At 68.8% G+C, this 15,883-nt stretch carries 14 protein-coding genes; 9 read left to right on the top strand and 5 right to left on the bottom strand.

Going from position 1 to position 15,883, the window contains the following annotated elements; genetic code table 11:
• Nucleotides 1-570: 570 nt before the first annotated feature.
• Both ACFY9V_RS24870 and ACFY9V_RS24865 read left to right on the top strand, forming a co-directional pair.
• Nucleotides 571-738 (top strand): hypothetical protein, encoded by a 168-nt coding sequence (locus ACFY9V_RS24870; RefSeq protein ID WP_391162959.1) that lies wholly within the window; start codon nt 571-573, stop codon nt 736-738.
• Nucleotides 739-1,721: 983 nt separating this feature from the next.
• Complete coding sequence (locus ACFY9V_RS24865) at nt 1,722-2,051, top strand: hypothetical protein (RefSeq protein WP_391162957.1); 330 nt, start codon at nt 1,722-1,724, stop codon at nt 2,049-2,051.
• Nucleotides 2,052-2,337: 286 nt separating this feature from the next.
• On the opposite strand, the gene ACFY9V_RS24860 is transcribed toward ACFY9V_RS24865, so the two are convergent.
• Both ACFY9V_RS24860 and ACFY9V_RS24855 read right to left on the bottom strand, forming a co-directional pair.
• Nucleotides 2,338-2,547, bottom strand: a complete 210-nt coding sequence (locus tag ACFY9V_RS24860) for a hypothetical protein (protein WP_391162956.1) — start codon at nt 2,545-2,547, stop codon at nt 2,338-2,340.
• A gap of 546 nt (nt 2,548-3,093) precedes the next feature.
• Entirely contained in the window at nt 3,094-4,620 is a 1,527-nt protein-coding gene (locus ACFY9V_RS24855; protein WP_391046185.1) for a multicopper oxidase domain-containing protein, read from the bottom strand.
• Between the two features lie 290 nt (nt 4,621-4,910).
• On the opposite strand from ACFY9V_RS24855, the gene ACFY9V_RS24850 reads away from it, so the two are divergent.
• Nucleotides 4,911-5,738 carry a methyltransferase domain-containing protein gene (locus ACFY9V_RS24850; RefSeq protein ID WP_391162955.1) on the top strand — a complete coding sequence of 276 codons (828 nt, stop codon included), beginning with the start codon at nt 4,911-4,913 and terminating at the stop codon, nt 5,736-5,738.
• A 183-nt stretch (nt 5,739-5,921) separates the two neighbouring features.
• Here the strand turns inward: ACFY9V_RS24850 and ACFY9V_RS24845 are convergent, their stop codons facing one another.
• Together ACFY9V_RS24845 and ACFY9V_RS24840 are read right to left on the bottom strand one after the other, a co-directional pair.
• A complete protein-coding gene (locus tag ACFY9V_RS24845) occupies nt 5,922-6,533 on the bottom strand; it encodes a hypothetical protein (protein WP_391162954.1) in 612 nt (203 codons plus the stop codon).
• Between the two features lie 1,283 nt (nt 6,534-7,816).
• Nucleotides 7,817-8,257 carry a hypothetical protein gene (locus ACFY9V_RS24840; RefSeq protein ID WP_391162953.1) on the bottom strand — a complete coding sequence of 147 codons (441 nt, stop codon included), beginning with the start codon at nt 8,255-8,257 and terminating at the stop codon, nt 7,817-7,819.
• A gap of 851 nt (nt 8,258-9,108) precedes the next feature.
• On the opposite strand from ACFY9V_RS24840, the gene ACFY9V_RS24835 reads away from it, so the two are divergent.
• The 5 genes from ACFY9V_RS24835 (at nt 9,109) to ACFY9V_RS24815 (ending at nt 13,077) form a co-directional block, all read left to right on the top strand.
• Nucleotides 9,109-9,549, top strand: a complete 441-nt coding sequence (locus ACFY9V_RS24835) for a hypothetical protein (protein ID WP_391162952.1) — start codon at nt 9,109-9,111, stop codon at nt 9,547-9,549.
• A 382-nt stretch (nt 9,550-9,931) separates the two neighbouring features.
• Nucleotides 9,932-10,135 (top strand): cold-shock protein, encoded by a 204-nt coding sequence (locus tag ACFY9V_RS24830; RefSeq protein ID WP_311297653.1) that lies wholly within the window; start codon nt 9,932-9,934, stop codon nt 10,133-10,135.
• A gap of 328 nt (nt 10,136-10,463) precedes the next feature.
• Nucleotides 10,464-12,023, top strand: coding sequence for a DEAD/DEAH box helicase (locus tag ACFY9V_RS24825; protein ID WP_391162951.1), 1,560 nt, complete (start codon nt 10,464-10,466; stop codon nt 12,021-12,023).
• A 71-nt stretch (nt 12,024-12,094) separates the two neighbouring features.
• Nucleotides 12,095-12,403 (top strand): SCO5918 family protein, encoded by a 309-nt coding sequence (locus ACFY9V_RS24820; RefSeq protein ID WP_391162950.1) that lies wholly within the window; start codon nt 12,095-12,097, stop codon nt 12,401-12,403.
• A 470-nt stretch (nt 12,404-12,873) separates the two neighbouring features.
• Nucleotides 12,874-13,077 (top strand): cold-shock protein, encoded by a 204-nt coding sequence (locus ACFY9V_RS24815; protein WP_355342726.1) that lies wholly within the window; start codon nt 12,874-12,876, stop codon nt 13,075-13,077.
• 577 nt (nt 13,078-13,654) lie between these two features.
• Here ACFY9V_RS24815 and ACFY9V_RS24810 read toward each other — a convergent pair.
• Nucleotides 13,655-13,987, bottom strand: coding sequence for a MerR family transcriptional regulator (locus ACFY9V_RS24810; RefSeq protein WP_391162948.1), 333 nt, complete (start codon nt 13,985-13,987; stop codon nt 13,655-13,657).
• A gap of 1,501 nt (nt 13,988-15,488) precedes the next feature.
• On the opposite strand from ACFY9V_RS24810, the gene ACFY9V_RS24805 reads away from it, so the two are divergent.
• A complete protein-coding gene (locus ACFY9V_RS24805) occupies nt 15,489-15,716 on the top strand; it encodes a hypothetical protein (protein WP_391162947.1) in 228 nt (75 codons plus the stop codon).
• Nucleotides 15,717-15,883 lie beyond the last annotated feature (167 nt).

Here is a 15,883-nt window from a genome sequence, read left to right as displayed (position 1 = left end):
TCCGTTCCTGCCCACTTTCTAAGGCATCACCTGCTCGGTGCTTCCTGTCGGCAGGAAGCACCGAGCAGCACCGAGCAGCACCGAGCAGCACCGAGCAGCACCGAGAGGAGAGTCCCGATCAGCAGGAACCGTGTCGTCGGATTCGCTATCTGGTTTGTGCTTGCGCTAGTGATCACCATGGCCATGATTCTCATTTGGACGACGTCCTGGGCGCGTTGGGAGCAGCTCCTTTGCACGCTCGGTGTCATGGTCGTGGTCATCGGAATGTCTTCGGCGACCTCTGCCAAGAAACGTGAACACTAGCGTGCTCCGTGCTCGTACGCGGCCGCCCCCCGTCCTGAAGTCGGTACCAGAAACTGGAATGGGAACGATACGACCACAACTACCAGATGGGCCGCCGCCCAGAACCCCCCATCGTTTCGTCGGCGGTAACTGCACCCTGCGAGCTAACCGCGACACTCGAACTCGGTTCACCTGATGCCGTCAGATTAATCCATGGTAGACCGTTCGATATACACCGCACAGGAGAGGTTTGGAATGGGTGAATCAGGTCCGAATATGGCGCGGAGAATGGTGATCTTCATCATCATCACGTTCATCGCCGCCGCATTTCTTATCATCCAGGGGAGTAACGAGAAGGGCGCAGGCGGAGCGGCATTCATCTGCATGGGAATCGTTACGCTCGCTGCCGCCGGAACGCTGGCCTATCTCATCCTACGCGGCCTGCGGCGTGAATGAATCTGCTGGGCTGGCAGCGCGAGACAGGACGTATTCGGCGGTGAGAGGTGCGATCTCACTAGGGAGAATCTCGTCAAGCCGCCGCCATGGCGCACTGGGCATCCGTAAGGAGCAGAAAGGTGCCGACTGGCAAGGCGGTCAGTGCGGGGCGGGATCTGCCGTTCCTGCTGGCGCTCGGCGCCGAGGCCGCAGACGCCCGGCCGCACCGGCCAGCGGATCGGTTCTGCAGGTCGGCCGTGGGCGGACGGCCCACCCCTGCGTGCTGAGTGGTGGCTGCGTGGCCAGCACGGCGCGGCGCCCGTCGCAGCCAGGGCCCGAGACAGCCGCGGGCGGGCCGCGCACGACCGGGTGAAGAATACTGGCGGATCTAACGTGTTCCAGCGCCCATTATTCGCGGTAGCCAGCGATCAGGTGTACGTCTATCCGGGCAGGGGCTGCGGAACGATCGGTGCCCCGGGTCACCCCGAAGCATCTGCTGGCCGTCCCCGACCCCGCCCTGCCGTACCGCCCCCTCGTCAGCGTCGGCGACCTCACGAACAAGGGCCACACCGCAGGCGCGATCGGGACCCGAACCGTCTACGGCGGCGGTGGATGGACGGCCTCGGACCGGCCGCTGATCCCTCGACGGCCAGCCCCTCTTCTCCCCCGGCGGATACGATGCCTCTGGCCATCGCGTTGACGGGCCGTCAACCGTCATGGGGACGGCGGCTCGAACGCAATGGCCTCGATGAGCTGACCGTCCACGACCACACCGAAGGCGCAGGGGCCCGGCGCCGGCCCGGCCGCCCGCGCATACGCCGGAACACCGCCGAGGACAACCGCCACTCATGACGAACACACCCCGAGCCAGCGTCGACACACGGCCTCTCGTCCAGTACCGGTCAGTCGTCGTATCGGACGCGGAGTGCCCGCAACCGGGCAGCGACGCACCCTCCGCGAACGGGACTGACCGGGCCCAGGCCGGACGCCACGGCATCATCCTCATGTCCGACGGAAACGACTTCTACCCCCTCGTCCGGCTCCGCCACTGGGACTCTCCGCCACAGCCGCCGGAAGGCACCTGGGACGAATCCCCCACCTTCACCGTCCAATTCCCGACCGGAACCATCTCCGTCAGGCACCTCCTCGGAGGGAGCACCGGTGACAGCATCCCGGTACCCACCGGACCGTACGAGATCAAGGCATACCGACGCGGAAACCCCAGCAAGTCCCACACCGGCGACATGCCCACCCGTCCACCCGCCGACGTCACCGAGGAATGGACCGTCGACTTCTGGCCCGCTCCTGAACAGGCGGGCGCACCCTCATCGTGAGCCGCCGCGATCGCCGTTGGTCTCTCGGCGCAAGGAGAGGGGAACGCTGCCTTCATGCGGGATGTCGAGGCTGCGGAAGGTCCAAGCGGTGTCTGCGGGATAGGGCTGATGTGCCGTGGTCCGGAAGTCCTCACAACGTCGGTGCATAGCCGGGCAGAGGTTGACGCCGTCAGTTGAGGAAGGCGCCGCCCGGCAGAAACACGGGGCCGGACACGGGGGTCCGGCCCCGGAGGCGCACGTTCGGGCGGGCGGCATTATCTCCCTGCGGGGCTGGCGTTGGCGTAGTTCACGCCGCCGCCAACGTCGGGGTTGTAGCCGGTGCCCGACGAACCGTCGACTGCCTGCCGGGCAGGCAGTCGCGGATCCTGGTCGGGCACTGGGGGGCGAGCGCCTGCCGGTGGGCTGCCTGGAGGCACCCGGCCAGGGCCGACAGGATGCCCTGGACAGCCTGGTCGGTCAGGGCGGCTGCGGTGTCGTCGTCCTCAGCGCCGGTCATCGCCTCGGTCAGGGCGCGCAGTTGGTCACTAAATCGGTACCCGCCGCCGCGCCCTCGCCCCCTCACCCGCATACGCGCCCGACGCCGTGCACCACCAACCACTGCGACTCCGCCGGTCGTCGCCGCCCATGACAACGGCACCGTCACCGGACACCCCGCCGCCCTGGCCCTGGCTCCAGGCCGACAACCAGATCACCGGACGCCAACCCGGTAGCGGCTCCCATCAGATGACTGACGCGGGCAGGCAGGCGTACGAACAGTGGAAGAGCGAGCACCGCCCGCCCGTGGAGGATCCCGCGTCCCGGGGGTCTGCCCCAGCTCCCTGGACGGCAGCACGACGCGGTCCTCGCCGCTGCCCGCTGCCCCGACCACCTGGTGGCGGGCACCGACGGGCGGCGTAGCCGGCGTCCAGCACGGTCAGGGCCTCCGGATCGCCCTCGGTCCGCTGGCCTGCGGTGAAGAGCGGCTCGACGGTCGGTCTCCGGGGCAGGGACGACCGAGGAGGGCCGGCCGGGCGTCGAGCGACAGACTTGGTCCCCGCCCTGGTCAGGAGACGTATTCGATGAGTTGCATCATGCCGCGGTCTTCGTGCTGGAGGTGATGGCAGTGCACCAGGGCCCGCCCGGGAAAGTCCTTGAAGCGGACGCGGAGGGTCACCGAGCCGGACTTGTTGATGGCGACGGTGTCCTGCCAGACGGGTGTGTCGAGTGCGCGGCCGTCGACGGCGGTGACCAGGAAGTGGTTGGTGTGCAGGTGGAAGGGGTGATTGGCGTGGCTGGCGGAGTCGTTGGTGAGCGTCCATTCCTCGGTGTCGCCGAGCCGCAGCGTGTGGTTGACGTAGGAGGGGTCGAATCGCCCGTAGGTCGGATCCGACGGGTCAGCCGCGTCGCGGGTGGCGGGGGTCGCGCCGTCACCGGTGATGCGGAAGGCGTGGGTGAACGCCTGCCCGGGGAAGGCGTCCATGTCGCTGTGGAAGGTCAGGGCCCGGCGCCGGGTCACCTCGGCCGGGTCGATGAACGGCGCGGGGCCGGGCAGCTCGGTGGGCAGGTCCATCCGTACGCCGGGTCCCGACTGCACGGTCATGGTGGCCAGCAGGGTGTCCCCGGCCATGATCCGGTAGTTGCCCGGGCGCTGTGCGCGGATCATGACGTCCGCGCGGTTGCCCATGGCCAGGGTGACGCGCTCGCGCTCCACGGGCCGGGTGAAGGCGATGCCGTCCATGGCGATCTGGTGCAGGGTGTGCCCCTCCACCTCGATCGGCAGGACGGTGAACGCGGAGGCGTTGACCAGGCGCCAGCGCTGTACCTCGCCCACGCGCAGTCGCACCTGCGGCCGGTAGTTCCCGTTCACCACGAAGGTCGAGGGAACCGAGCTGAGATCGTCCTCGGCGTGCAGGTCGGGTACCTGGCCCCGGGCGAGCTTCAGTTCGCCGACGCACATCACCAGGTCGCTCGCGGCGGCCACCTGCGGGACCTGGTCGATGGCCCCCTCGACGATCAGGGCGCCCATCAGCCCGCTGGACAACTGGACGGCGGCTGCTCCGTGTACGTGGGGGTGGTACCAGAACGTGCCGCCCTCGTGGTCCGCGGGAATCTCGATCCGGCTGCGGTAGCTGCGCGTGTTCAGGCCGTTGCGCGGGTCGTAGGGGGTGAACTCGCGGAAGACGTTGTCCGCGTTCCCCGTCGGCGAGACGTGCAGGCCATGAGTGTGAACATTGATCGAGTTGAACTTGTGCGGGACGTTGTGGTCGGCGTGGGAGGTCTGGTCGGGGTTGGGCGGCAGGTCGTTGACGTGCTCCAGGTCGAGCACGTCGCCCGGGCGCAGCCGAAGTGTCGGCCCGTTCACATGCCCGTTGTAGAGCCGGAGGTTGACGTTGCCGACGCCGGGCAGCACGCCGCGGGTGAACGCGACCCGCAGAGAGGTCGACAGGACGCCGCCCTTGGAGCGGATGACCGGCGGCTGCGGGAACGGCGCGGGCGCGGCTGCGGCCCGGGGCGCGAGCAGCGCCCCCGTCGCCAGCGCCGGGGCCGACGCCAGCAGCGCACGCCGGCTGACACCACGTGATGAACCCATGAAACGCCTCCACACGATGCCGACCAATGTCGCGTCAAGCATCGCGAAATGCGCAAATGCCTACAAGCACGACACGCCTGACCCTTGATGCGCCGCGTCACTCCGGGAAGCTCTGGCCGTCGGCGCCGACCCGCCGCACCTCGCCCCGGCCTTCCACCTGTCCCCCACCGCCGCGACCCGCTGCGGGGTCGTCGCGCAGGGCAGACAGAGAGGACCGACACGGCTGCTGTCGAGGAGCCGCCGTTAAACCAGTGGCGTCCCCGTGGACGAACCTCATAGCTTGTACGCCCATGACCGATACTCCGGAGATGCGCCCGAATCCGCGCGACCTCGGCCGGGTGTTCAACGACGTGCCGGAGCTCTACGACCGGGTCCGGCCGGGCTACCCCGACGAACTGTTCGCGGACCTTGTCGCCGTCACCGGCACGGACGACAGGTCGTCGGTGCTGGAAGTGGGCTGCGGCACCGGTCAGGCGACGCGCTCGCTGGCAGCACTCGGCTGCTCAGTGACCGCCGTCGAGCCGGGCGCGGAGATGGCCGCGCTCGCTCGCCAACGGATCGCGTCCTTCGGCAACGTCGACGTCGAGACGTCGACGTTCGAGGAGTGGGACGATCGCGGCCGACGCTTCGACGCTCTCGTGGCCGCGTCGTCGTGGCACTGGGTCGACCCGTCGATCGGCTGGCAACGGGCGCACGACGTGCTCCGTCCCGGAGGCTGGATGGCGGTGCTCGGCCACGTCGTTGTCCGCCGGCCGGGAGAGCAGGAGCTCTACGCCGAGACCGCCGATCTCCACGAGCAGCTCTGCCCCGGGAACCCCGACTGGCGTCGTCCTCCCCTGGAGGACGAGGTGCGCGCCACCGACCAGGGCTGGGGCCTGGTCGACGATCCCGGAGGACTGTTCGGCCCCCCGATCGTGCGCTGGTACCCGACCGTGCAATGGTTCGACGGAGACGGCTTTGCCGATCACCTCCGCTCGTTGTCGCTGTACCGGAGGCTCGACCGCGACATCCGTGAGCCCCTGCTCGACGCGGTAGCCGAGCGCGTCCGCACGCGGATGGGCGACCGAGCAGCACGCCGCTATCTGAGCGTCCTCCGGGTCGGACAACGCGCCGAGTGAGCCACCCGCGCCGTGCGCGCGGATCGGCCGTGGACTCGACCGTGGGCGTGGAGATTCCGCATCGCGACGACTGGGCGCGCTCCACCGAATGGCGGCGGGCCCAGGCATTTCCCGCGAACAGCGGCTCGACAGCGCCCCGCCGCGCCTCCCCTCGCGCGGCAGGGCATGTGGCACCCGTTAGCGCTACTTGTCGAGGTAGTCCCGGGCTGCATCCAGCGTCCCGGCGACGTAACCGCCGACCGGCAGGTTCAGCCCCTCGTACTGGCCCTCCTCGTCCAGGCTGCCGTCCGGCTGGTAGAGGCGCACGATCGGCGTGGGAAGCTCATTGGGATCCAGCGGCGGATCCCACCCGACGACCCGGCCGAGGTAGGACCGGTCGTCGTCACGGGCCGCGTAGTACAGCAGGTAGTGCGCCGGATCGACGTAGAAGGGTGCCGCGGGGTGCTGTCCCGGCCCGCCGGTCTGCGGCTGCGGCCACTCCCCGGTCGTGGATGCCGCCCGCCACGCCTGTTCGACGTCCTCGGCGGTCCGGCCGATCCACCAGCGCTCGGTCACCTCACCCAGTGAGACGTACTCGGGCTCGCCCTCCACCCCGCCGGTGCCGACGAAGCGCACGACCGGCTCTACGGCAGAGGTGTTGATGGGATGCAGGTACCGGTAGAAGGCCACGACGCGCCCCACCCGCAGGTGGCCGTCCCGGTCCTCGCCGTAGAAGAAGCGGCCGTGCCGGTAGTAGGTGTCGGTGATGTCCTCGTAGACCGGCCAGTGCTCGAAACGGGGATTCCGGTAGTGCATCGTGATCTCCCTGTGGTCGCCGCAAAGCACCACAGGGTACTGCCCGGAGGCTCAACTCACCTTATTGCGCTGGTAGTTCACCGGCAGCCCCGGGCCGCGCGGGCTCACCGCCGGTTGAGACGATCTTGGTCCCGGGTGAAGTTGCGCTGACCTGGTCGGCGGGCCCTTCGTGCACCGTCGGGACGACAGGATGTGAACCTGCGACTCCTTGATCACCAAATCGCGAAGTCCTCCATCGCTCACTACCGCGCACCGCCTGTGGACCCCGCTTGCTCCCTGGCAACCTGGGCCCGCACCTCACAAGACGTCCCTTCTCCGGTCTGCCTCACCTGGCGGCATCTGACAGTCGAACATCGCCGCCGTGTTCCAACGCCCCGCACGCAATGCGTTGTTCAGGGCGGTCGCGAGACTCGGTCCAGCGCCAAGGGGCTGGACGTAGTGGGCACTGTCCGTGCCCGCCGTGCCCGCGTGGAACTCCATGCAGCGGCGGGCTGTACTCGGTTGGAGTAGGCGATGCCGATGTGGGGGCGCAGCGTCGGGGTGGGGTGTAGGCCGGACAGCCCCGCGGCGCGAGTCGCTGTGTCGAGGTGGGAGTGGAGCCGACGGACGGGGGTCCAAGGTGCGAGGCTGTATCGGACGGCGCCGCGGGAGCCTGTCATGGGGATGGCGTGCACGGTAGCCGCCGACGGCAGGTGGTGTCCGGCCAGGTCAACGAGACGGGCGAGTTGGCGTTCGGTGACGTCGTGGGCCAGTCCGATGCGGCCGAGAGCCGGTGCGGTCGATGGCGTCGAAGCCCCAGACCGGTGAGGACGGTCCGGCAGCGCTCTGCCTGGTCTGCTAGGTCCGGGTCATCGGTGAAGGGCACGAGCCAGTAGTAGGCGCGTATCGCTTCGGTCCAGCCCGGCCGGTCCCGGTGGTTGGTCGGAACCGGATCTTGACCGCCCGACCCTCGTCCTCGCCGCCCAGGAGATAACAGTCCCAGGGGCCCGGCTGCGCCTCACCGGCCTGCAGTCGCTGGCCGCTCCGCCCACACCGCGCGGCCGGCCCTTCTCCCGCAGCCTCAGGAAATCCGCCCCCAGGGCTGCGCGCCGCCACGGCCGAAGGCCGCGAGACGCCGGAGCGGGCGCCGCCCGAAGACCCCAGCATCGCTGACGTGGACGAACCGGCCGTCGACTGCCGACAGCTAGAGTCAGGCACCGCGCCGACCAGCCCTGCCCGCCCGACTGGCGCCGGGCCGCGGACTACCAGAGGGAGTTCCCGCCCGACTGGCGCCGGGCAGCGGGCTACCAGAGGGAGTTTCTGACCTGCCCGTCGTGCAGGGTCACCACCTGCGTGCCCGGAGTGTGCATCCAGTCGAGGACAGCCTGGAACTCGGGCCACCGCGTGGAGGTGATCTTCCAGTGCCTGCTGATGTCGGCGCTGGTCCGGTAGCACTCGTTGAGGACGTACACCGTCCGACCCGTCAGCGCCGAGGCCGGGTCCAGCGGGTCGGCCCGCTCCGGACCCTTCGCGAGGCCGTAGGCGACCAGGAAGGACTGATGAGTGCTCCTGACGAAGCGGGCATGACTGTCCCACAGGCGGTCGCCGACAGCGACGTTCTTGGCATCCGTGGTAACGGCGATGGTGAGCAGATGGTCCTGGGCTGTGCAGGGGTTCAGCGATGCGGTGTGCCGCGCCGCTGCCTGCGGAACCGCTGCGGCCGTACCGTAGCCCAGAGCAGCCACACCCCCCGCCGCCACAACCGCTCCTACGGCAGCGCACAGTGCAAGCCGCTTGCCACGCGTGAGTTGACTTGGCACAGGAACATCCCTTCGTGCGAACAGATCTCCGCGGGTCCCGGAAGCCGACTCGTAAAGCGGGCCCGGCACCACGCACCCATCCCCAGTAGGCGGCTCCCCGCGTGCCCACGCCTGCCGGACCGGTCAAACAGGTGACTACGAATCCAGCCCCCGCCACAGAACTCGCGGACTTAAGGCGGCTGGGAAAGCTTCCAGTTCCCGACGGATGGCCTCTTCGTCGCGCAGAGCGAGCGTGACCGGAAGATCAGCAACGGAAGATCCCACGCCCCGGATGCCGCAAGGTGGTACCGGCTCGGATGTGGTAATGGGTCGAGCGCCCGAACCTGCGGCGAGTCAGGCGATGCACCTGCCCTGTCCCCCAGCGGAGCAGGGGGACAGGGTGTGGCCTGCGGATGGTCCGGCTGACGGGTGGTCGGGGGCGGTCTCGGGATGGCGGCTCGGGGACGTGGTGGAGGAGGGATGGCAGGCGGAGGAAACGGAGGGTGCGCGCCGACCGTCATGACGCCTCCGGCAGCGCCCGGGAATTCCAGACCGACCGGGATGCACTAGCGATACGCGCGTACGGCTCAATGCCTGTTGCGTTCACATTCTCCGTGTGACCGGCTATGAACGCGGTCGTTTATTGGCAGCCTGACATCGCGGCTGATGCGAGATTACAGGTGGGTTTTCGTCGGTCTCCTGGCTACGGAGAGTCGCCTTGCCCGACTGACGGCTGGATCCTCGCCCGCCGCGGCCCAGGTGCGCGGGGTACCGGCAGGGCGCGGTAGCTTACCCGGGTGAGCCTCCTTGATGATGTGGCCGAGCGCGACGGCTGGCGGTGCTGGGTGTGCGACGAACCGGTCGACCCCAAGATGTCGGTGAACGACCCGCGGGGGCCCAGTGTGGACAGCCGGACCGCCGACCGGAAGGCCAAGGTCGCCGAGCGACTGGCGCACCGCGGCTGCAACACCCGCAAGGGCGCGGTCGAGGTGGTCATCGCTTGGCCGGACCGCCTGTACGTGGTCGAACCCGCGCCGCTGATTACCGTTGCCGGAAGACTGGAGCGCAAGGGGGGCCGCGAGATGGTGGGCCGTTGTCCGACCCGGCGGGACGCCCAGGAGGCCGCGGATTGGCTGGTGGACCGGTTCTCCCGACTGGTTCCCGGGCTGCCGGTGACCGCCGAAATCGAGCCGGGCGGCGGCCAGTTCCTCGTCATCCTGGCCACCGGCCGCCGCTGACCGGGCAGTTCGCCAGCCCCCGCACGCGTCGCCCGCCTGCGCGCGAGGGGCCGGTCGGTGACCGCCTCCCCCGGCATCCTGTCCGCCGACCCTGTCAAAGCCCAGGTGGAATATCTGACACCGCCGGCACAGAAATACCAGCAGACCGACCGCAGCATTTCGTGCCTTTAGCGGCCAGTAATCGGAGATCCAGCATTACCGCTGGCGGCATGCTATGGTTTCCCCAGTTGCAGTTGTGGTTCCCAAAGACTTCAAGTGCCTTCACTGCTGTAAGCGGTGGAAGCACTTTTGTATTTCCGGTGCATTCCGGATGGGGCAACCTCGCGGCGACGCGGAGGCCGCACAGTGCGGGCTCCGGGCACTGCCCCGAAGGAGATATGACATGGCTACTGGCACCGTGAAGTGGTTCAACGCGGAAAAGGGTTTCGGCTTCATCGAGCAGGACGGTGGCGGCGCTGACGTGTTCGCCCACTACTCGAACATCTCCGCTTCCGGCTTCCGCGAGCTGCAGGAGGGCCAGAAGGTTTCGTTCGACGTCACGCAGGGCCAGAAGGGCCCGCAGGCCGAGAACATCGTTCCCGCCTGACGCTCACGCGTAGCAGTAGGCCGGGGCCCGCACCTTGGGGTGCGGGCCCCGGCCTACTTGGTTTTCCCCCCGCCCCCGGCCGCCATGGCAGCCCGCGCGCCTTCCCGGCCGCCCGGAGGAGCACCTCTGCCGCAGCGCGGAAGTCCAGCCTCGGTCCGCCATCAACGTGTGAGTACCGCTGGTGCCCGCGGGAACGACCGGACAGCTCGTCGAGAGCTCCAGATGGCCCGCTTCGTACATTCACTTTCATCGGTTCGTTCCTGTGCTCCCTGTGCGGCTCGTCTGCCGCCGGGGATCCCTCGACGCACCGCATCGAGGAAGGTTCTCCGTGAACCGCACTGTTCGCTCCACCGACCGCTACTCCCGCACCCGCTCCCCGGGTTCCGGCTCCGGCTCCGGCTCCGGCTCCGGCTCCGGCCGTGGTGGATACCGCGGCGGCCAGGCCCCGAGCCGTTCCGGCGGCCCTTCCCGCTCCGGCGGCTACGGCGGCCGGCGGCCCTCGGCCCCGCTGGGCGAGTTCGCCCTGCCGGTCTCCGTCACTCCGGCCCTGCCGCCGGTGGAAACCTTCGCCGAGCTCGACCTGCCCGCCACTCTGCTGACGTCGCTGGCCACGCAGGGAATGGCCGTGCCTTTCCCGATCCAGGCCGCGACACTGCCCAACTCCCTCGCGGGACGTGACGTGTTGGGCCGCGGGCGCACCGGCTCCGGCAAGACCCTCGCCTTCGGCCTGGCCCTGCTGGCCCGTATCGCTGGTCAGCGCGCCGAGTCCCGGCAACCGCTGGCCCTGGTGCTGGTTCCGACCCGCGAACTGGCCCAGCAGGTCACGGACGCCCTCACCCCGTACGCCCGCGCCCTGCGGCTGCGGATGACCACGGTCGTCGGCGGCATGTCCATCGGCCGGCAGATCAGCGCGCTGCGCGGCGGAGCGGAAGTCGTCGTGGCGACGCCCGGACGGCTCAAGGACCTCATCGACCGCGGCGCGTGCCAACTGGGCCAGGTCGGCGTCACCGTCCTGGACGAAGCGGACCAGATGGCCGACATGGGCTTCATGCCGCAGGTCACCGCGCTGCTCGACCAAGTGCGCCCCGACGGCCAGCGGATGCTGTTCTCCGCCACCCTGGACCGCAACATCGACCTGCTGGTGCGCCGCTACCTCAACGACCCGGTGGTCCACTCCGTCGACCCGTCCGCCGGCGCGGTCACCACCATGGAGCATCACGTTCTGCACGTGCAGAACACGGACAAGCACGCCACGACGACCGAGATCGCCGCGCGTGACGGCCGGGTGCTGATGTTCCTCGACACCAAGCACGCCGTCGACAAGCTCACCGAGCACCTGCTCAAGAGCGGTGTACGGGCGGCGGCGCTGCACGGCGGCAAGTCGCAGCCGCAGCGCACCCGTACCCTCGCGCAGTTCAAGACCGGGCACGTCACGGTGCTGGTGGCCACCAACGTGGCCGCCCGCGGCATCCATGTCGACGACCTCGACCTGGTGGTCAACGTCGACCCGCCCGCCGACCACAAGGACTACCTGCACCGCGGTGGACGCACCGCCCGCGCCGGTGAGTCCGGTCGCGTCGTCACCCTGGTCCTGCCTCACCAGCGCCGCGAGATGACCCGTCTGATGACCACCGCAGGCATCACCCCGCAGACCACCCAGATCCGGTCCGGGGAAGCCGAGTTGAACCGCATCACCGGAGCCCGCACGCCTTCCGGTGTGCCCGTCACCATCACCGAGCCAGTCGCCGACCGCACCAGGCGCAGCACGTCCGCCGCCTCCGCGCGCGGCCGGCGCAGCCGCCCCGCCGCGGCCCGGCGCTCCGCCCGTCCGACCACGGCCTCGACGGAGACCCAGGGCCGCCGTACCGCACTCAGCCCGGCGGCCTGAACGCCGCCGGACCGCACTCACCAGGGCGAACCGGCTCCTGTCCCCATCCCCCCTCATCTCCGCGAGGTCCCATGCGCTGCATCATCGCCCACTTCCCCTTCGACCTCACCAAGAGCGGCGTGCAAGCGTCCATGAAGGGCATCAAACCCGAGGTCGTCACGGGCGAGTACGTGATCATCGGCCGACGCCACTACCCCGTGAAGCAAGTGGGAGAGGTGATCACCCGCCAGGACCGCCGCGACTTCAGCGCCGCCGAGATGACCCGCGCCCTCCTCAGCCTCGGCTACACCTGCCGCAACATCGCCCCCCACGTCCCCGCCACCGCCTCCAGTTCACTCCGGACAGCCCAGTCACTGCTCGGCATCCCCGTGACAGCCTGACCCACGGGGAGAACCCGCACTCGCGGCACACCGGCGGGCGGGCTCCTGGCTCCGAGCAGCAGGCGCCCGATTCCGCCTCGTCCCAAGCGCGGAGGTCACTCCTCGGCCCGCGCCAACCCGGCCAACGGCCGTGCCAGGCTTCCGATTCGAGCGGTCGCCGACCCTTGCATGTCGCGGGCGGACTCTCAGCCCGCGGTCGCCGACCCTCGCATGTCGCGGGCGGACGCTCAGCCCTCTGCCCCACCAGCCGTCGGCGGGGCAGATACCAGGGGCCTCTCGGGCGACGCCCGAGGAAGAGGGCTGCGGGCGGCCTCGCCGCAGATGCCCGCGTCCACCAGCCCGTGGGGCCGCGCCAGCCGCGTGATTGACGACTGGTTCTTCCTTTTCACCGGTGCACGGACAAGAAAATTCCACAAAGATGCGGAGTTCGCGAATCTGTTGCCGCACGCCGAGCGAGCAGGAGTTACAGAATGGCCACAGGTACTGTGAAATGGTTCAATTCAGCTAAAGGATACGGATTCATCGAGCAGTCGGGCGACGGTGAAGACGTCTTCGCGCACTACTCCAATCTCGTCAACGACGCTCTTCCTGGGCTGACCGAGGGCCAGAGGGTCCACTTCGACATCGGGCAGAACCCAAGGGGTCTGTACGCGGAGAACATCACCTGCGACTGACGCCGGGCCACTCCCGGCCCGTCCCAGTCGGCTCGCTGTCCGGTGGCTCCGTAGCGTGGACACGGCGGTCTTCCCGGTCCGGACCCCTCCGCGATCCGAGGGTCGCGGCCCGCCCCGACACACGGCTCGTTGAGCCGGACACCCGTACCGGAAAAGACCTGCGGCTCTCGTGAGTAGTGCCGATCTTTCTCCGTACGCTTGGTCAAGCACCCGAGCACAGCGGGCCCCCCGTGGTCGATCACCATCTCTCCTGGCAGGCCCAAGGATTGGCCATCGCCGGGACACCACAAAATCGGATTCGACCACCCGCGTGCAGCGAGCCACGCGTCCCCGGCTTCGGCCCGGCGACCACCCGCTCCACCACGACGCCCACCACGCCATCCGCGGCAGAGGACCGGTGGCCGGGCCCGCCGGCGGAAGGTGCACCAGCGGTGTCCGGGACGACGTCGGGTGGCGTGTCGGCGCCAGGCCGGGGATCACGCTCAGGAGCCGGCGGCTGAACGTCTTCGGCGATCATGTACACATGTGAGGAGCACCTCCGCGACCCGCAGAAGCTCCCTCGCGTCAGGGACACCGGTCAGACGTCGGCCCGGTCGCCGGGTTGGGACCGGCGTAGTTGTTCGTTGATGCGCTGCGCTTCCTCGAGCTGGTCTTCGAGGATCACGATGCGGCAGGCCGCCTCCACCGGGGTGCCCTGGTCGACGAGCTCGCGGGCGCGTGCCGCGATGCGCAGTTGGTAGCGGGAGTAGCGCCGGTGGCCGCCCGCGGAGCGCAGCGGAGTGATCAGGCGGGCTTCGCCGATCGCGCGGAGGAAGCCCTGGGTGGTGCCGAGTAGCTCGGCGGCCCGGCCCATGGTGTACGCGGGGTAGTCGTCGTCATCGAGACGCCCGTTCGTGTCGCCTGCTGTCATCGCACCTCTCTGCGGAACGCGTGGAGGGGCCCCGGTGCCATACCGGCACCGGGGCCCCGAAGGAACTGCTACACCATCTGCCGACCTGCTATTGCGTCGGCCTACTGTGTCCGCACCGCCACCAAAGGGTGAGCGGCAGGTGCGGGGATCGCGGTTGCTTGACCGGAGACCACCTCACTATCGATGTCCTGCGGTACCCGGACTCAACACTCCGCCCGGGCGATCCCGATGGCGCTCAACTCCTCCGTTCTTCCCTCTGGATCAACTGCTTGCCAAACGTGAACTGCACACTTCTCGTACTGCTAATGGCCTCTACCAGCACCACTCTTCGACAGCCAGCCCCGTCGCCCGTCCTGCGTCTTCTCTGGCTTGGAACCCCACTGCCGAACCTCCCGGTGCGCGCGCCCGCAGCCGACGCCTTCACCGAGGTACTGCTCACTGACTTCGCTGCTGGTTACCGCACACTGCACTTACCGCTACTACCGCTGCGGTCCTTCTCACGGCGGCCCCTGATCACTGCGGGCCACCCGGTCCGGTCGTCAGTCCCATCGCCCGTCTGGCAACATCCCTGGCTTTGGAACTCCACCACCGTACCGACCTGCGTCATGTGCGTACTGCCTCCCGGCAGTTCGTCTCTGCCGGGCCCTCTGTCTCTCTGGGTACAAGAGAAACCGTACCCACGCCACCACCAAATGTCTACTCCGGCCATCACAGATTTTCAGTCACCGGGGGCCGAGGTAACCTGCCACCAACTCCGACGCCGGCGTCTTCGTCGGCCCCCACGGGGGACGGATCACCACCGCCGTCCTGCGCGACGCCACCCACCGGGACGACGTCGTCCAGACCCTCGGCTACGAACACCTGCACCGACACGACCTGAGACACACCGGCCCGACCTGGACGGCGGACACCGGAGTCCCCCTGCACGTCCTGCGGTTGATCGCCGTCCACGGCTCCCCGCAGACCACCCAGCGCCGCCTCCAACGCCTCATCACACGGAAACCTCTGCCGACAAGCCGAAGGGCCCGCTGGCCTGGCTAAATGCCAGTCCAGCGGGCCCTTCGTGCACCGTCGGGACGACAGGATTTGAACCTGCGACCCCCTGACCCCCAGTCGCGAAGGCCAAGGGAATTTCCCCGCCATTCGGGACCAATCCCCCGCGCATTACGCCTAGTTATGCGTCCATCGCTCACTACCGCGCACCGCGTGTGGTCCCCGCTTGGTCCCCTGCCGTAACGGACGAGACGGTCGCCCGAGCCCGCGCTGCGGCCGAGCGCCTGATCGAAGCCGGTGATCAGGCTCAGGGTCTGACGGCACTTGCGGGCAACCGCAAAAAGGTCCTGGGCGCGTACGGATGGTGGCGCCACGACTGGTCGGGCTGCTGCAGCAGCTGGCCGACGAACCATGGTCCGTCCCCCGACCCCTGTTCGCTCAGACCACTCCAGGTCCACCACTGCTGTTCGCGGGTCTGGTCCCGCGGAAGCCGATTTCGACGCACTCCATGACACAGAAGCTGAACCGGCACAGAATCTCGTGCCGCGCGGCCCCCAACTCTGCCCTCGCCACCAATCTCCCCAGCCCCCTCCTCGCCGACCTGACCGGCATGCAACGCCACACCGCGATCCGCTGGGTCGCCTACATCAGATGCGACTGGACCGAGTACGTGGCGGCACGAGCCGAGGACGAGGGCCACAAGCGGGAGAAGAAGCCATCCACCAATTGCAGGTAACCCATATCGTCGTGTCATGAGCGAGGCGATCCGGGCACACGGCCTCTACTACCCCTTCTTCCGGATACGTGATTGTCGCGCGTCAGACTTTGTGGCAGAGCCTGTTTCTTGCGGGCTCTGTCGTGTGAAGGAGTCTGATCGATCATGGTGAGACCGCCGGCGCTTCC

The sequence above is a fragment of the Streptomyces sp. NPDC008317 genome (assembly GCF_042955955.1).
In the GTDB taxonomy this organism is placed as follows: Bacteria; Actinomycetota; Actinomycetes; order Streptomycetales; family Streptomycetaceae; genus Actinacidiphila.
The sequence above is the reverse complement of the archived record's forward strand: the minus strand, read 5'-3'. Positions and strand labels throughout refer to the sequence as shown.